The following is a 17601-nucleotide window of genomic DNA, read 5'->3' as shown; positions in this document are numbered from 1 at the left end:
CGATGCCCTGAGCCCCCTTCAGCATAAGGGAAAAATCGCGCCTGTGACGGGTTTTTATGGGCTGAGCCTGATGCTGGCCGTCGCCTCGATCATGGCGCTGTTTTTGGGATGGCACTGGCGCAAACGCAGTATTCCTCAAACCCCATATGAGGCTGTGGCGGGAAAGCTGATGCCACTTATGGGGCTGTTGTGGCTGCTCTTTTTTGCCTTCTTCGCCACAAGCCTTTGCTCTGTTGCCCTCAACCCGCAGTCGGCACTGGCCGATTTTCCGCCCGCCAGCCTTATCTTTGCGCTTTGGTTGGCGCTTGGTGCGACAAGTGTGACAGGATTGGGCCTTGCATGTTTCTATCCTCTGTGGCGCTATCGTTCCTGGCCTTTATGGCAACGACTGTGCCACATGGCGATTACGCTGATAGCGCTCTGTTATGTGGTGTCACTATCGCAGTGGAACGCGCTGGGTTTTCATTATTTCTAAGCGGACTTAAAGCAGATGAACAAATCTTTCAGATATACGGCTTTCGCCCTTGCCACTCTTTTGTCGGCAACCGCACAGGCTCAATCCGACAAAAGTGACAGCTCCGACCCGTGGTGGTCAGCGGGCAAGGCCACCATTCAAGAAAGGCTGGCCGTTACCAAAAATGAAAACCGGGCCAAGAATGTGATCCTGTTCATCGGGGATGGCATGGGTATTTCAACCCTGACCGCCATGCGCATTTTCGATGGCCAGACACGCGGCGAAAGCGGTGAAGAAAATGTCATGCCTTATGAGCATTTTCCAAATGTCGCCCTTGTCAAAACCTATAATGACAATGCACAAGTCGCCGATTCCGCAGGAACCGCCTCTGCCATCATGACCGGCGTAAAAACCCGTCTCGGTGTGATCAATATGGCTTCCACCCATCCTGTGGAGCAATGTATTGACGGGAAAACCGGTCACAGGATGTCATTTGCCCAGCGTGCTGAACAAGCCGGGAAAGCTACCGGTGTCGTCTCCACAGCACGTCTCACCCATGCAACGCCATCCACCGTTTATGCCAATAGCCCCTCGCGCAATTGGGAATATGATGTCAACATGCCCAAAGAAGCCCTTGAGGCCGGATGTACCGACATTGCCGCGCAATTCGTTGCCTTTGACGATGGCGACGGGATTGAAGTGGCGTTGGGCGGCGGACGGGCCAATTTCCTTCCCAACACCACCCCGGACCCGGAAAAAGAAGGGATTATGGGACGGCGCAGTGATGGCCGGGATCTGACCAAGGAATGGCAGGAAAAATTCGATCGCGCCGCTTATGTCACCTCTGCAGACGAGCTCAATGCGCTTGATCTTTCGAAGGTGGATCATCTTTTGGGCCTGTTCGAGCCTTCGCACATGAAGTTCGAATCAGATCGGCAGAAGGATGAAGCGGGCGAACCCTCATTGGCGGAAATGACCTCCACCGCCATCGACATTCTATCCCGCGATGAAGACGGCTTTTTCCTGATGGTGGAAGGCGGGCGCATCGATCACGCCCATCATGACGGAAACGCCAAGCGCGCCTTGAAGGATGGTCAGGCGTTCGCCCAAGCCGTTCAAATGGCGCTTTCCAAGGTTGATCTGGACAATACCCTGATCCTTGTCACCGCCGACCACAGCCATGTGTTCACCATCGCCGGTTATCCCACACGCGGCAATCCCATCCTCGGATTGTCCGTCCCGCCCGCAAAAGATGGCTCACCGGGCACAGAGCCTGCTTTGGCTGAAGACGGCAAACCCTATACCACGCTGGGTTATTGGACCGGCCCCGGCGCCGTCACCGGTGAACGCCCCTTGGTGACATCGGAAGAAGCGCAGGATCTGGATTATCACCAGCAGGCGGTCATCCCGACGGAATGGGAAAATCACGGCGGCGAAGATGTGGCCCTGTTTGCCGCAGGCCCTTGGTCGCATCTGGTCGGCGGGGTTATCGAACAGAATGTGATCTATCACATCATGGATTATGCGATGGGATTGTCTGAAGATCAGTCCTCAGACTAAACGCCGCCCCCTTTTAAAGGGTAGCGATTATTCAGTAATTTCAAGCGGTAAATCTTCAGGGCGTCCGACAAGATAGCCCTGAAGAAAATCTGCCCCCATCGCTTTCAAAAGCCGGGCTGTGCGATCATCTTCAACGCCTTCGGCGATCACCTGCACCCCCGATTGCTTGGCGGCATCCACCATATTGGCAACCAGGTTCCAAGTGGGCGGTTCTTCCCTGATCCGGCTGATCAAGCCCTTATCCAGCTTGATATAATCGGGCGACAATCCAATCAACATCGACAAATTATTAAAGCCACTGCCAAAATCATCCAGCGCGATGCGATGGCCCGCGCTGCGACAGAAATTGATCATTTTCGACAGTTCATTGATATCATCAACGGCTTCGCTTTCAACGATTTCAAACACCACCCGATTCGGCTCGATATTGGCCGCTTCGATCAGGTCCAGCGTGTCTGTAAATGATGATTGCGCCACCGAAACGCTATGGGGGAGAACATTGATGAACAGCTTTTCTTTAATGCCAAAACGAGCACCGGTGCGCACAGCACTATCCCGCGCACAGGCATCCAGCCGCGCCAAAAGCGCTTCATCGCGGGCGGCTGTGAACATATCCACCGGAGGCACCATCGATCCATCGGCTTTCAGTCCGCGAAACAGAAATTCATAGCCATGCACCCGTCCGCTTTCGATCTCGATAATCGGCTGCATCTGGCTTTTAAAGCGCCGCTCGTCCAAAAGCTTTACCAGCCAACGCGACGAATGATGATGCACAAGATTTTCAACAGTCTGGATATTTCCAAAATCGCCCAGCTCGGGAGCTTTACCATTTAAAATCAGGGCTTTGGTGTGTCGCCTTTGATCCAGATCCAACCGATCTCCCAACACCTGAGCCAACAAGGCCACATCATCGGCAAAGACCCCGACCACGCTATGGGCGTTGGTAGCAAAGCTGGCAAACCCCTTCGCCCGCAGTTCCCGGGCCAGAAGCTCCGCCGCATCTGAATCGGTTGCCCATAACAGAGCCCGGACCACCCCCGGACCTGCAATGGGAAAATCTGTCTGCGCTGCAGACATCCTCATATGCAATCCCCGCGCAAAACAGGATCAATCATGGTCGATGGAGCAATCATCATTTTGTTATTTCAGTTTGTTTCTAACGTGCATTTTTATGAACATTTTCCATAAATCTACCGATCAGACTTAAAGAAAGTGTTAGCGAAATCGCTTTTTAAAAACGCGGGTAATCTTGGAATGTCCTTTTTATATAAGGGGTTGTTGATTTTTCTGAGATTAATAAGGTCAAAAGAATTTGTGATTTCTCTGGCGAAAACGCCCCGGCGGGGATCAATCCCCGGCCGATCAGATCAATCTCCGCCCCCTGATAGCCATAGGTCGATTGAAGAATCCGACCACCGCCAGTTTGGCTGGCCAGAACAACAGGGCAGGTCGCAGCCAGAATTGCCGCTCTATCCGCCATTTTCTCGCTCAGATGTCCGCCGCCAAAGGCTGCAATCACCACGCCCGCACGATCCGCGGGCAAATGATCCAGCAACAATCCGTCATCATCAAAAGATGCAGAGATCAGCGGCACCCGCGGTGGCCGGTCCGTTTCAAGGGATATATGCGGCATGCGTCCGGGGCGGGCCAGCATCATCACGCGCCCTTCCACCAACCGCGCCACCGGCCCCATATTGCGCGACCGGAAGGCTGCCGTGCTGGCGGTGTCACTTTTTTCCGCCGCATAAGCCGCATGAAGCTCGTCATTCATGCACAGCAACACACCGCAAGACGCCAATTCGGGCGTTGATGCCGCCTGCACCGCGGCCAACAGATTGCCCGGCCCATCCGATGATGGCAGCGATGGATGCCGCATAGCCCCCGTAACAATCACGGGCACATCCACATCCAGCAATAATGACAGGACAAAAGCGCTTTCGGCCAAGGTATCGGTGCCTTGGGTCACGACGATGCCATCGGCCCCGTCTGCCACCGCCTCCCGGATCTTTTTCACCAATGTCCGGATATGCCCATAGCCGATATTGGCACTGCCAAGGCGGGCCAGTTCGCAAACGGTGATCGCGGCGATTCCATCCAGATTCGGAACAGCCGCGATCAGATCATCACCCGACAAAGCCGGAACCACCCCGCCATTGGTTCCCACCGTCATTGCGATGGTGCCGCCAAGGGTAAACAGGGCAATTCTGGGCTTTGTCATATGGGTTTTCTACCAGTCAGATCTGCCTGTTACAGCCCCAAGGCTTCTTCGGCCGAAACATAATCCGTGCCCAGATCATGGGCCACGGCTTCATAGGTCAGCTTCCCGCGATAGACATTAAGGCCGTTGCGCAAATGCGGATCATCGGCCAGCGCCTTTTTATATCCCTTGTCCGCCAAAGCGATCGTATAGGGCAGCGTTACATTATTAAGCGCAAAGGTAGAGGTGCGGGCCACACCGCCGGGCATATTGGCGACACAATAATGCACCACATCATCCACCATATAAATGGGATCATTATGGGTGGTGGCTTTGGACGTGGCAAAGCAACCGCCCTGATCGATGGCCACATCCACCAGAACCGAGCCGCGTTTCATACGGGAAACCAATTCCCGGCTGACAACTTTTGGCGCCGCCGCACCGGGCACCAAAACGGCGCCCACAACCAGATCCGCATTGAGCACATGTTCTTCAACGGCATCAACGGTGGAAAACACCGTGTTCAGCTTCGAGCCGAACTGGAAATCCAGCTCCTGCAGACGGCGGATAGATTTATCGAGAACCGTCACATGGGCTTCCATGCCCATCGCCATACGGGCCGCATTGGTGCCAACCACACCGCCGCCGATAATCACCACTTTTGCAGCGCTCACACCGGGAACACCGCCCAAAAGCATCCCGCGGCCACCTTGGCGCATTTCAAGGCAATGGGCCCCGGCCTGAATCGACATACGCCCGGCCACTTCGCTCATGGGGGCAAGCAATGGCAGACCGCCGCGTGCATCGGTTACGGTTTCATAGGCAATGGCAACGCAACCGCTGTCGATCAGCCCGCGGGTTTGATCGGGATCGGGCGCCAGATGCAGATAGGTGAACAAAATCTGGTCGGGGCGCAGCATTTTCAGTTCCGAAGGCTGCGGTTCCTTCACCTTTACGATCATATCGGCACGGGCGAACACCTCTTCTGCCGTATCGACGATCTCGGCACCGGCAGCGATATAGCTGTCATCGTCCAGATCAATCTCGAATCCGGCATTTTTCTGAACAATCACCTGATGACCGTGGGTTATCAGCTCGCGCACGCTCGTCGGGGTGAGGCCGACGCGAAACTCCAGATTCTTGATCTCTTTCGGGACACCAATCAGCATGTCTTATCTCTCCGTTGGCTATGAACGAGGTTATCGCCCTGTTTTCTGTATGGTTTATACAATCACCGACAAGCGCTGTCTTTCCTTGCGAACGCATTTGCCCCATCTGCTGAAATTTTGATGGAAAGCTGCCAATGGGGTCCCGACTGAGAAAGAATAGGTCGTTTTTTCCCCCACGTCTTAAAATCTGTCCCGCACCCGTTCACAAGACCATATTCTCCGAATCAGTAGTCCCATGGCAGATTGTCGCAAGGGCCACCATAAATGCCGGAGTCGCAACCGATAAGGGAATGGTTTTGCCCGAACTGGAGCACAGCAGCTTGACCTTCCCAAGCGTAGCTGTAAGCCTGCCTGTACATACCCTCACACCGTCACCCTTCTCATGTCATCAGGTAATGGCCCATGTTCCCTTCACGCTCGATTGCACCCAGTCTGTTCAGCGCGGCCTGTCTTTTGCTTCTTGCAGGCTGCGATAACGCCGATAGCAACCACCAAAACGCGCAACAGTCACAAGCCTCAAGCGCGGCTTCCGGCTTTGACCGCGCCACCACCGAACAGCTTTTGCATCAGCACATCAAGATTTTGGCATCGGATGCGTTTGAAGGCCGCGCACCGGCCAGCGCCGGCGAGGAAAAGACCGTCGCTTATTTGATCGAACAGTTCAAAGCGCTTGGTTTGAAGCCGGGATTTGGCGACAGCTATACCCAAAGCGTTCCCCTGATCGAACTGACAGCAAAACCCGAAAACGGCCAGTTTCAGGCGGTTTTCACCAAAGACGATGAAAAGACCGGTCTTGATTATGGCAGCCAGATTGTGGCCTGGACCAAACAAGAACGCGAACGGGTCGAGGTAAGCGACTCCGACATTGTGTTTGTGGGCTATGGCATCACCGCCCCGGAATATGGATGGGACGATTATGAAGCTGTGGATGTGACCGGGAAAACGGTGCTGATTCTGGTCAATGACCCCGGCTTTGAAACAGAAAACCCCGATCTGTTTACCGGAAAGGCCATGACCTATTATGGCCGCTGGACCTATAAATATGAAGAAGCCGCCCGCCATGGTGCCGCCGCCGCTATTCTGGTTCACCAAAGCGAGCCGGCAGGCTATCCTTGGGCTGTGGTGCAATCAAGCTGGACAGGCCCGCAATTCAGCCTCGTTTCCCCCGATGGCGGTTCGGGCTTTGCCGCGGTCGAGGCGTGGATCAGCGAACAAACGGCACAAACCCTTTTCGCACAGGCTGGCATGACCTTGGAAAATGCCAAGGCCGCCGCCCTTTCGCCCGAATTCAAGGCCCAAAGCCTGCCGCTTGCCTTTTCCGCCACATTAAATAACAGCCTGCGCCATACCCAATCCAATAATGTGATGGCCGTATTGGAGGGCAGCGCAGCCCCCGATGAAGCCATGCTTTATATGGCCCATTGGGATCATATCGGCATGGATCCCGCCCTGACCGACGACCCGATCTATAATGGCGCACTGGATAACGCCACCGGCACCGCAGGGCTGCTGGCTCTGACCAAAGCCTTTTCTGCTCTGGATGAAAGCCCGCGGCGCAGCGTTGCCTTTCTGGCGACCACCGCCGAAGAGCAAGGGCTTTTGGGATCGGCCTATTATGCGCAAAATCCGGCAATTCCGGCCCATAAAACCGTGGCGGCCATCAATATGGATGGCGCCAATATCCATGGCCCCATGAAGGATATTACCATCATTGGCGAGGGCCAGAATGATTTGCAGGATCTTTTGACCTCTGCTGCAAAACAACAAAACCGCACGCTGTCTTCCGAGCCAACGCCAGAACATGGCTATTTCTATCGCTCCGACCATTTCAATCTGGCAAAAATCGGCATTCCCGTTCTTTACACCGATAGCGGCACAGACAGCCGCGCACATGGCCGCGACTGGACCCTGGAACAAAACAGCGCCTATATCGACCGCGCCTATCACAAACCGGCAGATGAATATGATCCGGATTGGGATCTCTCTGGCGCCGCAGAAGATCTGGAGCTGTTTTATACCATCGGCCTTGATCTTGCCTCTTCAAACGACTGGCCGGGCTGGAAAGACGGATCGGAATTCCGCGCCGCCCGTATGGAAACCGGCCCCCAACCCAAGGACAGCATGAAATGAAACGCGCCCTTCTCGCCTCTCTTGGCCTTTTGGCCCTTTCCGCATGCGACAATAGCAATACCGGCCCTGCCGGAATGTCCGAGGATGAACACTCAAAACGGGCCGTTGAACTGGCCCATGAGATGCTGATTGTCGATACCCATATCGACGTGCCTTATCGGCTCAACGCCCGGTATGAAGATGTAAGCAAAGCCACTGAAACTGGCGATTTCGACTATCCCCGCGCCGTGGCTGGCGGCTTGGATGCGCCCTTCATGTCCATTTACACCCCGGCCAGTTATGAATTTGAAGGGGCAGGCAAAGCCTTTGGCCATGCAAACAGCATGATCGATCTGGTGGAGAAAATCGCAGCGGACGCGCCCGATAAATTCACTCTGGCCCACAGCCCGGACGCCGTTTTATCCGCCAAGAAGGCAGGAAAAATGGCCCTTGTTCTGGGCATGGAAAATGGTGCACCCATTGAAGGCGACCTTGAAAACCTTGAGCATTTCTACCAGCGCGGCATCCGCTATATCACGCTGGCCCATTCCCGCTCGAACCATATTGCCGACAGTTCCTATGACGAGGAACGCCCCAATGACGGCCTGTCGGATTTTGGCGTTGATGTGGTGCGGGCCATGAACGATCTGGGCATCATGGTGGATGTCTCGCATATTTCCGATGCAGCCTTTTGGGATGTGATCGATAACAGCGCCGTTCCGGTGATCGCCAGCCACAGTTCGGCGCGGCATTTCACCCCCAATTTCGAACGCAATATGTCGGACGACATGATCAAGGCGCTGGCCGATAAGGGCGGCGTTATCATGATCAATTTCGGCTCGGCTTTTCTGACCGAAGAGGCCAATGGTTATGGCGGGGCACTGGATGCAGCCTTTGAAAGCTGGCTGTCTCAATCCGATGCCGAACCGACGGATACCATGCGGGAAGACTTTGAAGCCCGGTATAAAATGGAGCACCCCTATCCTTTTGCCACGCTCAACCATGTGTTGGATCATATCGACCATGTGGTTGAAATCGCCGGAATCGATGCCGTCGGTATCGGCTCCGATTATGATGGCGTGGATGATACCTTGCCCATCGGATTGAAGGATGTCGCCGCCTATCCCAATCTGATCGAAGGGCTATTGGCACGCGGCTATGATGAAGCGGCCATCGCCAAGATCATGGGCAACAATCTGATGCGGGTGTGGCGCGCCATTGATCGTTACAGCAAAGAAAAAAACAAAGGCGCATAATGACAGACACGGCACAGACACAAACACAGGGGCCGGGGCAGGATCCGGCACAGGACCGGGTTTTGCGGATCGGCCTTTTGGGGGCGGCGCGGATCACCCCGCGCGCCATTATTGTACCATCGGCCCTGCATGGTGATATCGATCTGATGGCCGTGGCGGCACGCGATCGTGCAAAAGCCGAAGCCTTTGCCGAAGAACATGGCGTGCTGACTGTGGCCGATGGCTATGAGGCCCTTGTCACCCACCCTGAAGTGGATCTGGTCTATAATGCCTTGCCACCATCCAGCCATGCCCATTGGTGTATCAAGGCCATGGAAGCGGGAAAGGATGTGCTGTGCGAAAAGCCCTTTGCCATGACCGCCGATGAAGCTCAAGCCATGGTCGCCACCGCCCGGCGCAAGGGAAAACGGGTGATTGAAGCCTTCCATTATCGCTATCACCCGATGTTTTCCATGCTGATGGCCTTGGTTGCCAGCGGCCGTTTGGGCGCATTGGAACATATCAGCGCCAGCCTTGGCAGCCCCATCAGCGAAAACCCACGCGAACTGCGCCGCATCAAGGCTTTGGGCGGCGGCGTTTTGATGGATATGGGGTGCTATACAATGCATTGGTGCCGCACCCTCACCGGCCACGAACCCAGCAACATCGCTGCCGAAGCCCATATCAGCGGCGAGGTGGATGATGCTCTGGGCGCGGAATTTATGTGCGGAAATGTGGCATGCGCCATGACCGTGCGCATGGACCCGGATGCCGACCGCGGCTCGGAATTGCTGATCGAAGGCAGCGAAGGCCGTATCCTTGTCCGCAACCCTTTGGCTCCGGATCGGGGAAACAGCTATTTACTGGAAACACTGACTGGCAGCGAAGAAGGAGAGATCAACGGCCCCACCACCATGGAGTGCCAGTTGATGGCCGTAAAACGCGCCCTTTATGAAGGGACGCCGCTGCCCACCGAAGGGGCGGACAGCATCAACAATATGCGTGCTTTGGATCAAGTCCGCGCCGCTGCAAATCTTTGCTGACAGTGATGCGAGACTTTGGACAAGCCCGCCAAACAGCGCTAAACACGACTTAGAAAATCACACCCAAAACCGGGACCATCGCTATGTTTTTTGAATTCCCCACCCTGCGCTTTGATCACGGCGAAGAACTGGACATGCTGCGCGAAACGGCGCGGCGCTTCGCGGAAGAGAAAATCGCTCCCCGCGCCGCTGAAATCGATGCCACCAACAGCTTCCCGCGCGATCTGTGGCCTGCCATGGGCGAACTGGGCCTGTTGGGGATCACCGCACCGGAAGAATTCGGCGGGGCCGATATGGGCTATCTGGCCCATTGCATCGTCATGGAAGAAATCAGCCGTGCATCCGCTTCTGTGGGCCTAAGCTATGGCGCACATTCAAATCTATGCATCAACCAGATCGTCATTAACGGCACGCCCGAACAAAAGGCAAAATATCTGCCGAAACTGATTTCCGGCGACTATGTGGGCGCCCTTGCCATGTCAGAGCCGGGGGCCGGATCCGATGTGGTGTCCATGAAAACCCGCGCCATCAAGCACAATGATGGCTATGTGATCAATGGCAACAAAATGTGGATCACCAATGGTCCCGATGCGGATGTTTTGCTTGTTTATGCCAAAACCGAACCGGATGCCGGCTCGAAAGGCATTTCGGCCTTTTTGATCGAAAAGGACTATGCCGGTTTCTCTACCGCGCAAAAACTGGACAAATTGGGGATGCGCGGTTCCAACACCTGCGAACTGGTGTTTGAAGATTGCAAAGTGCCATTCGAACAGCTTGTGGGCGAAGAAAACAAGGGCGTGAAAGTGCTTATGTCCGGCCTTGATTATGAGCGTGTGGTGCTGGCCGGCGGGCCATTGGGCATCATGCGTGCCTGCCTTGATGTTGTTGTGCCCTATGTGCATGAACGCAAGCAATTCAATCAGGCCATTGGCGAATTTCAACTGATGCAAGGCAAGATCGCCGATATGTACACCACCTTCGGGGCCTGCCGCGCCTATGTTTATGCGGTGGCACAGGCGTGCGACCGCAAGGAAACAACCCGCAAGGATGCGGCGGGCTGTATTCTTTATGCCGCCGAAAAAGCAACGCAAGTGGCGCTGGAAGCCATTCAGGCGCTGGGCGGCAATGGCTATATCAATGAATATCCCACCGGTCGCCTGCTGCGCGATGCCAAACTTTATGAAATCGGGGCGGGAACATCGGAAATCCGCCGTATGCTCATCGGCCGCGAACTGTTCAGCGAAACCGCCTGAGCGAATAATCTCTTCAAGGAAGGGCACTCTTTATATAGAGACTGCCCTTCCTAAATCTTTCCCAGACTTCAATAGCCCCCAAATCAAGTCTGAGATGACGGCGGATGGATGATAGCAGAGCTGCAACAGGGGAAACTCTCTCTCATCTTCCGTCAGCGGCTATTGAATTTCTCAAGCTTCTCCGCAAGTGTTTCCATACCAAGGGCGGCGCGACGCGCATCAACGCCCTCGGGGTCTTGCATCGGGGCTGGCACATAGACACCACCGTCTCGCAAAAACTGCGTCCCATAAAGCTGATCGCGGCCTTGATATCGCTCATGCCGATCATACATGGCGGCATAATGCCAGCCGGTCAAACGCCCCTGCTCGACAGATTCTTTCACCTTGGGCAGAATCAAAGCCATCAAATCGGGATCCGTTTCCGGCGGCATATGTTGAACCACAAACCAAACAGCCTGTTCTGCTTTATCAGACCAGAGCGGAGCCGACACATAGCCATATTGCACCAGAATATCGCTTACACGTTGTAAATTTTCTTTATCAACCGGAGTAATATAATCTCTAAAAACCTCCGCCCAACAATCGTTGGATTCCTTTCCTTCTTTACCAGAGCAAAAAAGCGTGGTCCCACTGCGTGAAAACTGGTCAAGATCGAACCGAAGCCCCAATTCCTGATCGAGACAAGCAATATCCTCTATCGCGCACTGCACATCCGCCAGAACCGCGCGTTGTTCCTTATAGCTTTCCTTGAATGCCTGAAGGGCGGCAGGGTCCTGAGCGAACCCGGCAGAAGAAAAAACCATCAAAAAAAGCGCACCGAAAATTCGATAAATCATGCCGTTTCCTTTTTACGCATATCTATCTCACCAATACCAGAGCTTGGTTCGGCAATCTATGCTGGCATCGACATAAAATCCTGCAAAGAAAGAGCCTTAACCCCAAATCACATTCGGGATGACGGCAGGGAGGCTTTTGAAACCCGTCCTACCGCCTTTGGGTTTTACGCTGTGTGGTGGAAGGGCCATAAGCGGTGCTGAGATAATCAAGGATTATCGTGCGGCTCTCCGCATCCAGTTCCGCCATGCCTTGTTCTTTTGTCATCCAATCCAGCAAATACGCCCAGCGATCCCGGCTCAGGCGCTGCTGGGTCACAAGTTTGGTGGAATGACAGCCCGAGCATAGATAATAGCTGGTTTCCCTCCCCTCGCCCGCCACCATGGCAGCCATATCGGGCGGCATATCCATCTCGTCGTCTGTCTTTTGCGGCTCTTGCGAAAAAGCGGGGGCTGCGGCGAAGAAACACGCCCAAAGGCCAATGATCAAAAGCTTCATTCCGTCACCGTAACGGCAATGCGATGATAGAAATTATTAAGATACCCCTTGGGATTCCAGCCGATGGTAAAGGGCTGTGAAACCCCATGGTCATCGGTGGCTTTTGCCCAAATTTCGTAATAGCCGGGCTTTGGGAAGGTCAGCCTTGCCCGCCAGTGCTGCCATGCAAAGGGATTGGCCGGTTCATCCAGATCGGCGCGTTGCCATGTGGCCCCGAAATCATGGCTTACATGCATCTTGGCCACTTTCCCGTTCCCGGCCCATGCGTGGCCGCGCACCTCCAATGAAGAGCGCGACAGCTTGATACCATCCACCGGATGGGTAATCAGGGATTTTACCGGCATGGCCTCGATAATTTCGAAATCTTCCACCGGCACATCCGTCCCCGGTGCCACCGGATAACGCGGTATGCGATAGCTGGTGCCTGTCATTTTCGCACCGTCATGCACCTGATCGCGCAGGGTGATGCGGGTCAGCCATTTTTGAGAACAGCTTCCCGGCCATCCGGGCACAACAAGCCGCAAAGGTGCGCCATTCATCGGATGGATGTCGCCGCCATTCATCCCGAAAGCGATCAGATTATTCGGGTCCATGGCTTTTTCGATCGGCACACCACGAGACAAGGGCCGTTTGGCAGGATCGCCCGACAAATGCGTATCCGCCCCTTCATGGGCGGTATAGATCGCTTCCCTTTGCACACCCGCGGTTTTCAATACATCCGCAAGCCGCACCCCCGTCCATTCCGCACAGGCCACCGCCCCCACTGTCCATTGATTGCCACTGGCGCCGGGATCGAAAAAGGCCCGGCCATTGCCGCCACATTCAATCACCAATTGCCGACTGACCACCTCGAAATCGCGGCGCAAATCATTGATGGAAAGCGTCAAGGGCCGGTCCACAAAGCCATCGACCCGCATTTCCCAACCATCCGCGGCCATATCTTGCGGCGGAATACCGTTATTGCGGATGAAATGCCGCGAAATAGGGGTGATGGCATCATCAAGCAAATGCGCCGGGGTTTCCGCATTCATCGGCCGGTCATTAAGAATCACCAGCCGTCCTTGCCGGTAACCACGCTGGCATCGGCCAAGGCTTGGGGGATCAATCCCGCAGGAAAATTGCGGTGAAACACAATGCCCGATCCAAGGGCGGCCCCCAAAGCCGCAAGCCCTGCACCACGCAGAAATCCGCGTCTGTCCGCATGGCTTTTTCGCCCGAACAATTGCTGATCCGCCTTGATCGGATCTTTGGCATAAAAGTCTGAAATGGGGTTTTTTTCCTGCTCTGACATATCCGCCCCTTTGCCAAAAGCGCCATAAAAGAATGAGATGTGCGATTATGCCCGCTTTCGCGTCAAGGTAAAGTCACCACTGGGCCACGACATCGCGAGCATATTTTTGATGACGCGTCTTTTTGCATTTTTCTTGTCAATATTGCATGAAAATGCAAAAATTTTTCAAAACAACGAGAAATCATTACCGATCAAGGGGCAGGTCATGAACGATTTAAAGAAATATGGCGCAGAAAAACCATTCGGAATCTTCAATAGAAATCTGTTTCTAGCCCCTGTTCTGGCATTTGGTTTGGCCGCATGTGGCGGGGCAAAAGATCATGCAGATCAGTCTGAAAATTCTGTTGCATCCGGCCATATTGCCGACCAAAGCATAAAGGCTGCAGCCAATCCCCCCGCGCCATCCATATCCGATGTCCGCGCCCGCCCCATTGAAGACGACATTGTCTATTTTCTGCTGCCGGATCGCTTTTTTAATGGCGACCCAAACAATGATCGCGGCGGAATATCGGGCGGCAAGCTGGACCATGGCTTTGATCCCACCCATAAAGGCTTTTATCATGGCGGCGACATTCCCGGTGTCTTGCAAAAACTCGATTATCTTGAAAATCTAGGGGTTACAGCCATCTGGATGGCCCCGATTTTCAAAAACAAACCGGTGCAAGGCCCCAAAGGCCAGGAATCCGCCGCTTATCACGGCTACTGGATCACCGATTTCACACAAATCGATCCGCATTTCGGCACCAATCAAGATCTCAAGAATTTGGTGAACGCCGCCCATCAGCGCGGCATCAAGATCATTTTCGATATCATCACCAACCACACAGCGGACGTCATTCAATATCGTGAATGCCAAGGCACGGGCGACTGCCCCTATCGCAGCCTTGCCGACTATCCCTATACCACCTTGGGCAGCCCCGATGGCCCCGCCATCAACAAAGGCTTCAAAGGCGATGGGCCGGCATTCCAAACGGCGGAAAACTTCGCCCATCTAACCGATACACGCTGGGCCTATACGCCCTTTGTGCCCAAGGCAGAAGCCGATGTGAAAGTGCCGCAATGGCTTAATGACCCGATTTACTATCACAATCGGGGCAATTTCGGCATGGAGCAGAAAGCGCCTTGAATGGCGATTTTTCCGGCCTTGACGATCTTTTCACCGAACATCCCCGCGTTCTTTCGGGCATGACGGAGATCTACAAATACTGGATCGAAGAATTCGGCATCGATGGCTTCCGTATCGACACCACCCGCCATGTCAATATGAGCTTCTGGCAATCCTTTATTCCTGAAATTCGCGCTTTTGCCGCCTCCAAAGGCATCGAGAATTTCTATGTATTCGGCGAGGTTTATGATCCGGACCCCAACAATCTGAGCCGTTTTGTCCGCGAAGGGAAACTACCCGCCGTGCTGGATTTCGGTTTTCAATCCGTTGCCCAAAAAGTGCTGGTGGAAAACGGTCCCACCCGGCTGCTTGCACAGCTTTTCGACCAAGACACTTTATATGAGACGGATTGGAGCCATGCAGGGCTGTTGCCCACCTTTCTGGGCAATCACGATATGGGACGGTTGGGGCATTTCCTGATCAGCCAGTTCGGCGCCGATGCCGATGAAGGCATGCTGATGAAACGCGCCCGCCTTGCCTATGCCTTGATGTATTTCGCGCGCGGCGTGCCGGTGATTTATTATGGTGACGAGCAGGGCTTTACCGGCGATGGCCGCGATCAAGATGCGCGGGAAGATATGTTTCCCAGCCTTGTGGATATTTATAACGACAACCGCTTGCTTGGCAGCAGCCAAAGCACGGCCATAGACAATTTCGACACCAACCATCCCCTTTACCGCACATTGGTTGAATTCGCCGCGCTATATCACCGCCACCCGGCCCTGCGCCACGGAAAGCAGATCACCCGCTACGTCAAAGATAGCCCCGGCCTTTTTGCCTTTTCCCGCAAAGACCGCCAATCCGGTAAAGATGTTCTGGTGGTGCTTAATACGGCAAGCGATGCGGACAGCGCCGAATTCCATATGGACGGGGATATAGGCGCAAAGCGCTGGGTGCGCCTGATGGGCGATGGATCCGTTGCCGCAAAAGGGGATGGCGCATCCGTCACCGCCACCCTGCCCGCTTTGTCTTTCGGTCTCTGGACCTCTGCCGATGAAGAATAAGCGCATCCGACACACCACCGGTTGATGCAAAAGAAATTGCAAAATTTCTGCAAATATTGCCCTTCCTTGCAAATTTCTATATCGAACCACCTTACAGGCTTTCACTGAAACAGGCGCATATGACAGAACAACCACAATCAAAAACGGATGCTTGCAAGGCAGAAACAGCCTGGTGGCGTGGCGCCGTCATTTACCAGATCTATCCCAGAAGTTTCAAAGATGCGTCCGGTGACGGGATTGGCGATCTGAAAGGCATTTTAGAGCATCTGGACCATATTGCGGATCTGGGCGTGGACGGGATCTGGATATCCCCGTTTTTCACCTCGCCAATGCGGGATTATGGCTATGACATTGCCGATTACTGCAATGTGGACCCCATTTTCGGCACCTTGGAAGATTTCGATGCGGTCTTGGAAAAAGCCCATCAATTGGGCCTGAAGCTGATCATCGATCAGGTCTATTCCCACAGCTCCGATCAACATTCGTGGTTCATGGAAAGCCGTTCGAGCCGCACAAACCCCAAGGCCGATTGGTATGTGTGGGCCGATCCCAAAGCCGATGGCAGCCCGCCCAATAATTGGCAATCCCTGTTCAAAGGCCCGGCATGGACATGGGATGGCCACCGCAAGCAATATTATCTGCACAATTTTCTGAGCGAACAACCCGATCTCAATCTGCACAATGCGGATGTGCAGGCGGCCATTTTGGAAAGTGCCCGTTTTTGGCTGGATCGCGGCGTTGATGGCTTTCGCTTGATGCGGCAAATTTCTATATGCACGACACCCGATTGCGCGATAATCCGCCCAGCGGCCTCAAAGGCTCGCGCCCCTATGATTTCCAAACCCATCTCTATAACCGCTCGCAACCGGAAAATTTCACATTCATCGCCCGGTTGCGCGCCTTGCTTGACCGTTATGATGATCGGTTTACCGTTGCGGAAATTGGCGACCACAGCTCTTTGGATGAATTGATTTCCTATGTGAATGGCCCCGACAGGCTTCACACCGCCTATAGCTTCGTGTTCATCGAAAACAGCGATCTAAGCGCCAAGCTGATACGCGATGCGCTGGAAGCATGGCAGGATACAGAGCAAAGCGCGTGGCCAAGCTGGGCTTTCAGCAATCATGATGCGCCCCGCGTTGCCTCGCGCTGGGGGGCACAATCCAAAGACGGCGCACAGGCTGAAACCGATCCGCGCTTTGCCGCCATGCTCAACAGCCTTTTATGCTGCCTGCGCGGCACGGCCTTTGTGTATCAAGGTCAGGAACTGGGCCTGCCGCAAGCGCATGTTCCATTTGAACATCTGCGCGATCCCGAAGCCATTGCCAACTGGCCCGATACTTTGGGCCGCGACGGAGCCCGCACCCCCATGCCGTGGGATACCTCTTCCCCCCAATGCGGTTTTTCCACCGCCCAGCCATGGCTTCCCATAGACCCCCGGCACGCACAACTGGCCGCAAATACGCAATATAACGACCCCAACTCCCCCTTTTCCCAGATGAAGGCTTTTTTGCGCGCCCGCAAAAGCCACCCGGCCTTGATCCATGGAACCATCCGGTTTTTTGAAAGCCCGGAACCCATTTTGGCCTTTGAACGCACAGAGGACAGCGAGCGGCTGCTCTGCGCTTTCAATTTGGGAGGAAAGGCCGTGGATTGGCATCCGCAAATTGCAGCCTCATGGACTGCAACCGATTTGCCCGGCTGCACCGGCACGCTGGAAGACGGACGCATCCATCTCCCACCTTATGGCCAGTGCATTTTATCAAGGAAATGAAGCGGGAAAAACACC

General features: G+C 54.5%; 13 protein-coding genes and 2 pseudogenes. 9 read left to right on the top strand and 6 right to left on the bottom strand.

Features of this window, described 5'->3' with window-relative positions; genetic code table 11:
* The first annotated feature begins 43 nt into the window (after positions 1-43).
* Positions 44-475, top strand: a complete 432-nt coding sequence (locus JCM17844_RS00170) for a hypothetical protein (RefSeq protein WP_149999135.1) — start codon at positions 44-46, stop codon at positions 473-475.
* A gap of 15 nt (positions 476-490) precedes the next feature.
* Entirely contained in the window at positions 491-2014 is a 1524-nt protein-coding gene (locus JCM17844_RS00165) for an alkaline phosphatase family protein (RefSeq protein ID WP_149999134.1), read from the top strand.
* A gap of 27 nt (positions 2015-2041) precedes the next feature.
* On the opposite strand, the gene JCM17844_RS00160 is transcribed toward JCM17844_RS00165, so the two are convergent.
* From JCM17844_RS00160 to ald, 3 genes are all read right to left on the bottom strand, one after another.
* Complete coding sequence (locus JCM17844_RS00160; protein ID WP_149999133.1) at positions 2042-3097, bottom strand: EAL domain-containing protein; 1056 nt, start codon at positions 3095-3097, stop codon at positions 2042-2044.
* A gap of 148 nt (positions 3098-3245) precedes the next feature.
* Positions 3246-4232, bottom strand: coding sequence for an asparaginase (locus tag JCM17844_RS00155; RefSeq protein WP_149999132.1), 987 nt, complete (start codon positions 4230-4232; stop codon positions 3246-3248).
* A gap of 29 nt (positions 4233-4261) precedes the next feature.
* Positions 4262-5380, bottom strand: coding sequence for an alanine dehydrogenase (gene ald / locus JCM17844_RS00150; protein WP_149999131.1), 1119 nt, complete (start codon positions 5378-5380; stop codon positions 4262-4264).
* Between the two features lie 402 nt (positions 5381-5782).
* Here ald and JCM17844_RS00145 point away from each other — a divergent pair, with 402 nt between their 5' ends.
* The 4 genes from JCM17844_RS00145 (at position 5783) to JCM17844_RS00130 (ending at position 11020) form a co-directional block, all read left to right on the top strand.
* Positions 5783-7510, top strand: a complete 1728-nt coding sequence (locus tag JCM17844_RS00145) for a M28 family metallopeptidase (RefSeq protein WP_149999130.1) — start codon at positions 5783-5785, stop codon at positions 7508-7510.
* Positions 7507-8745: a dipeptidase gene (locus JCM17844_RS00140; RefSeq protein ID WP_149999129.1), complete on the top strand. Its 1239-nt coding sequence runs from the start codon at positions 7507-7509 to the stop codon at positions 8743-8745. Before JCM17844_RS00145 ends, JCM17844_RS00140 begins: the two co-directional genes overlap by 4 nt.
* On the top strand, positions 8745-9767 hold the full coding sequence (locus tag JCM17844_RS00135) for a Gfo/Idh/MocA family protein (protein ID WP_149999128.1): 1023 nt from the start codon (positions 8745-8747) through the stop codon (positions 9765-9767). The genes JCM17844_RS00140 and JCM17844_RS00135 overlap by 1 nt, the downstream gene beginning before the upstream one ends.
* Before the next feature lie 83 nt (positions 9768-9850).
* Positions 9851-11020 carry an isovaleryl-CoA dehydrogenase gene (locus JCM17844_RS00130; protein ID WP_149999127.1) on the top strand — a complete coding sequence of 390 codons (1170 nt, stop codon included), beginning with the start codon at positions 9851-9853 and terminating at the stop codon, positions 11018-11020.
* Between the two features lie 152 nt (positions 11021-11172).
* Here JCM17844_RS00130 and JCM17844_RS00125 read toward each other — a convergent pair whose 3' ends face one another.
* The 3 genes and pseudogenes from JCM17844_RS00125 to JCM17844_RS00115 all read right to left on the bottom strand — a co-directional run bounded on the left by JCM17844_RS00125 (position 11173) and on the right by JCM17844_RS00115 (position 13643).
* Entirely contained in the window at positions 11173-11856 is a 684-nt protein-coding gene (locus JCM17844_RS00125; RefSeq protein WP_149999126.1) for a DUF6624 domain-containing protein, read from the bottom strand.
* A 148-nt stretch (positions 11857-12004) separates the two neighbouring features.
* The gene (locus tag JCM17844_RS00120; RefSeq protein WP_149999125.1) at positions 12005-12352 is read right to left on the bottom strand and encodes an aldehyde dehydrogenase; all 348 of its coding nucleotides are present in this window, start codon (positions 12350-12352) and stop codon (positions 12005-12007) included.
* A pseudogene (locus JCM17844_RS00115) lies at positions 12349-13643 on the bottom strand (sulfite oxidase). Before JCM17844_RS00115 ends, JCM17844_RS00120 begins: the two are co-directional and overlap by 4 nt.
* A 205-nt stretch (positions 13644-13848) precedes the next feature.
* On the opposite strand from JCM17844_RS00115, the gene JCM17844_RS16245 reads away from it, so the two are divergent.
* From JCM17844_RS16245 to JCM17844_RS16950, 3 genes and pseudogenes are all read left to right on the top strand, one after another.
* Positions 13849-14769 (top strand): alpha-amylase family glycosyl hydrolase, encoded by a 921-nt coding sequence (locus tag JCM17844_RS16245; RefSeq protein ID WP_210431014.1) that lies wholly within the window; start codon positions 13849-13851, stop codon positions 14767-14769.
* Positions 14766-15812 (top strand): alpha-amylase family glycosyl hydrolase, encoded by a 1047-nt coding sequence (locus JCM17844_RS16240; protein ID WP_149999123.1) that lies wholly within the window; start codon positions 14766-14768, stop codon positions 15810-15812. Before JCM17844_RS16245 ends, JCM17844_RS16240 begins: the two co-directional genes overlap by 4 nt.
* 119 nt (positions 15813-15931) lie before the next feature.
* Positions 15932-17586 (top strand): annotated as a pseudogene (locus JCM17844_RS16950) (alpha-glucosidase family protein).
* Positions 17587-17601 lie beyond the last annotated feature (15 nt).

The sequence above is a fragment of the Iodidimonas gelatinilytica genome, assembly GCF_008579125.1.
Classification (GTDB): Bacteria; Pseudomonadota; Alphaproteobacteria; order Sphingomonadales; family Rhodothalassiaceae; genus Iodidimonas; species Iodidimonas muriae.
The sequence above is the reverse complement of the archived record's forward strand: the minus strand, read 5'-3'. Positions and strand labels throughout refer to the sequence as shown.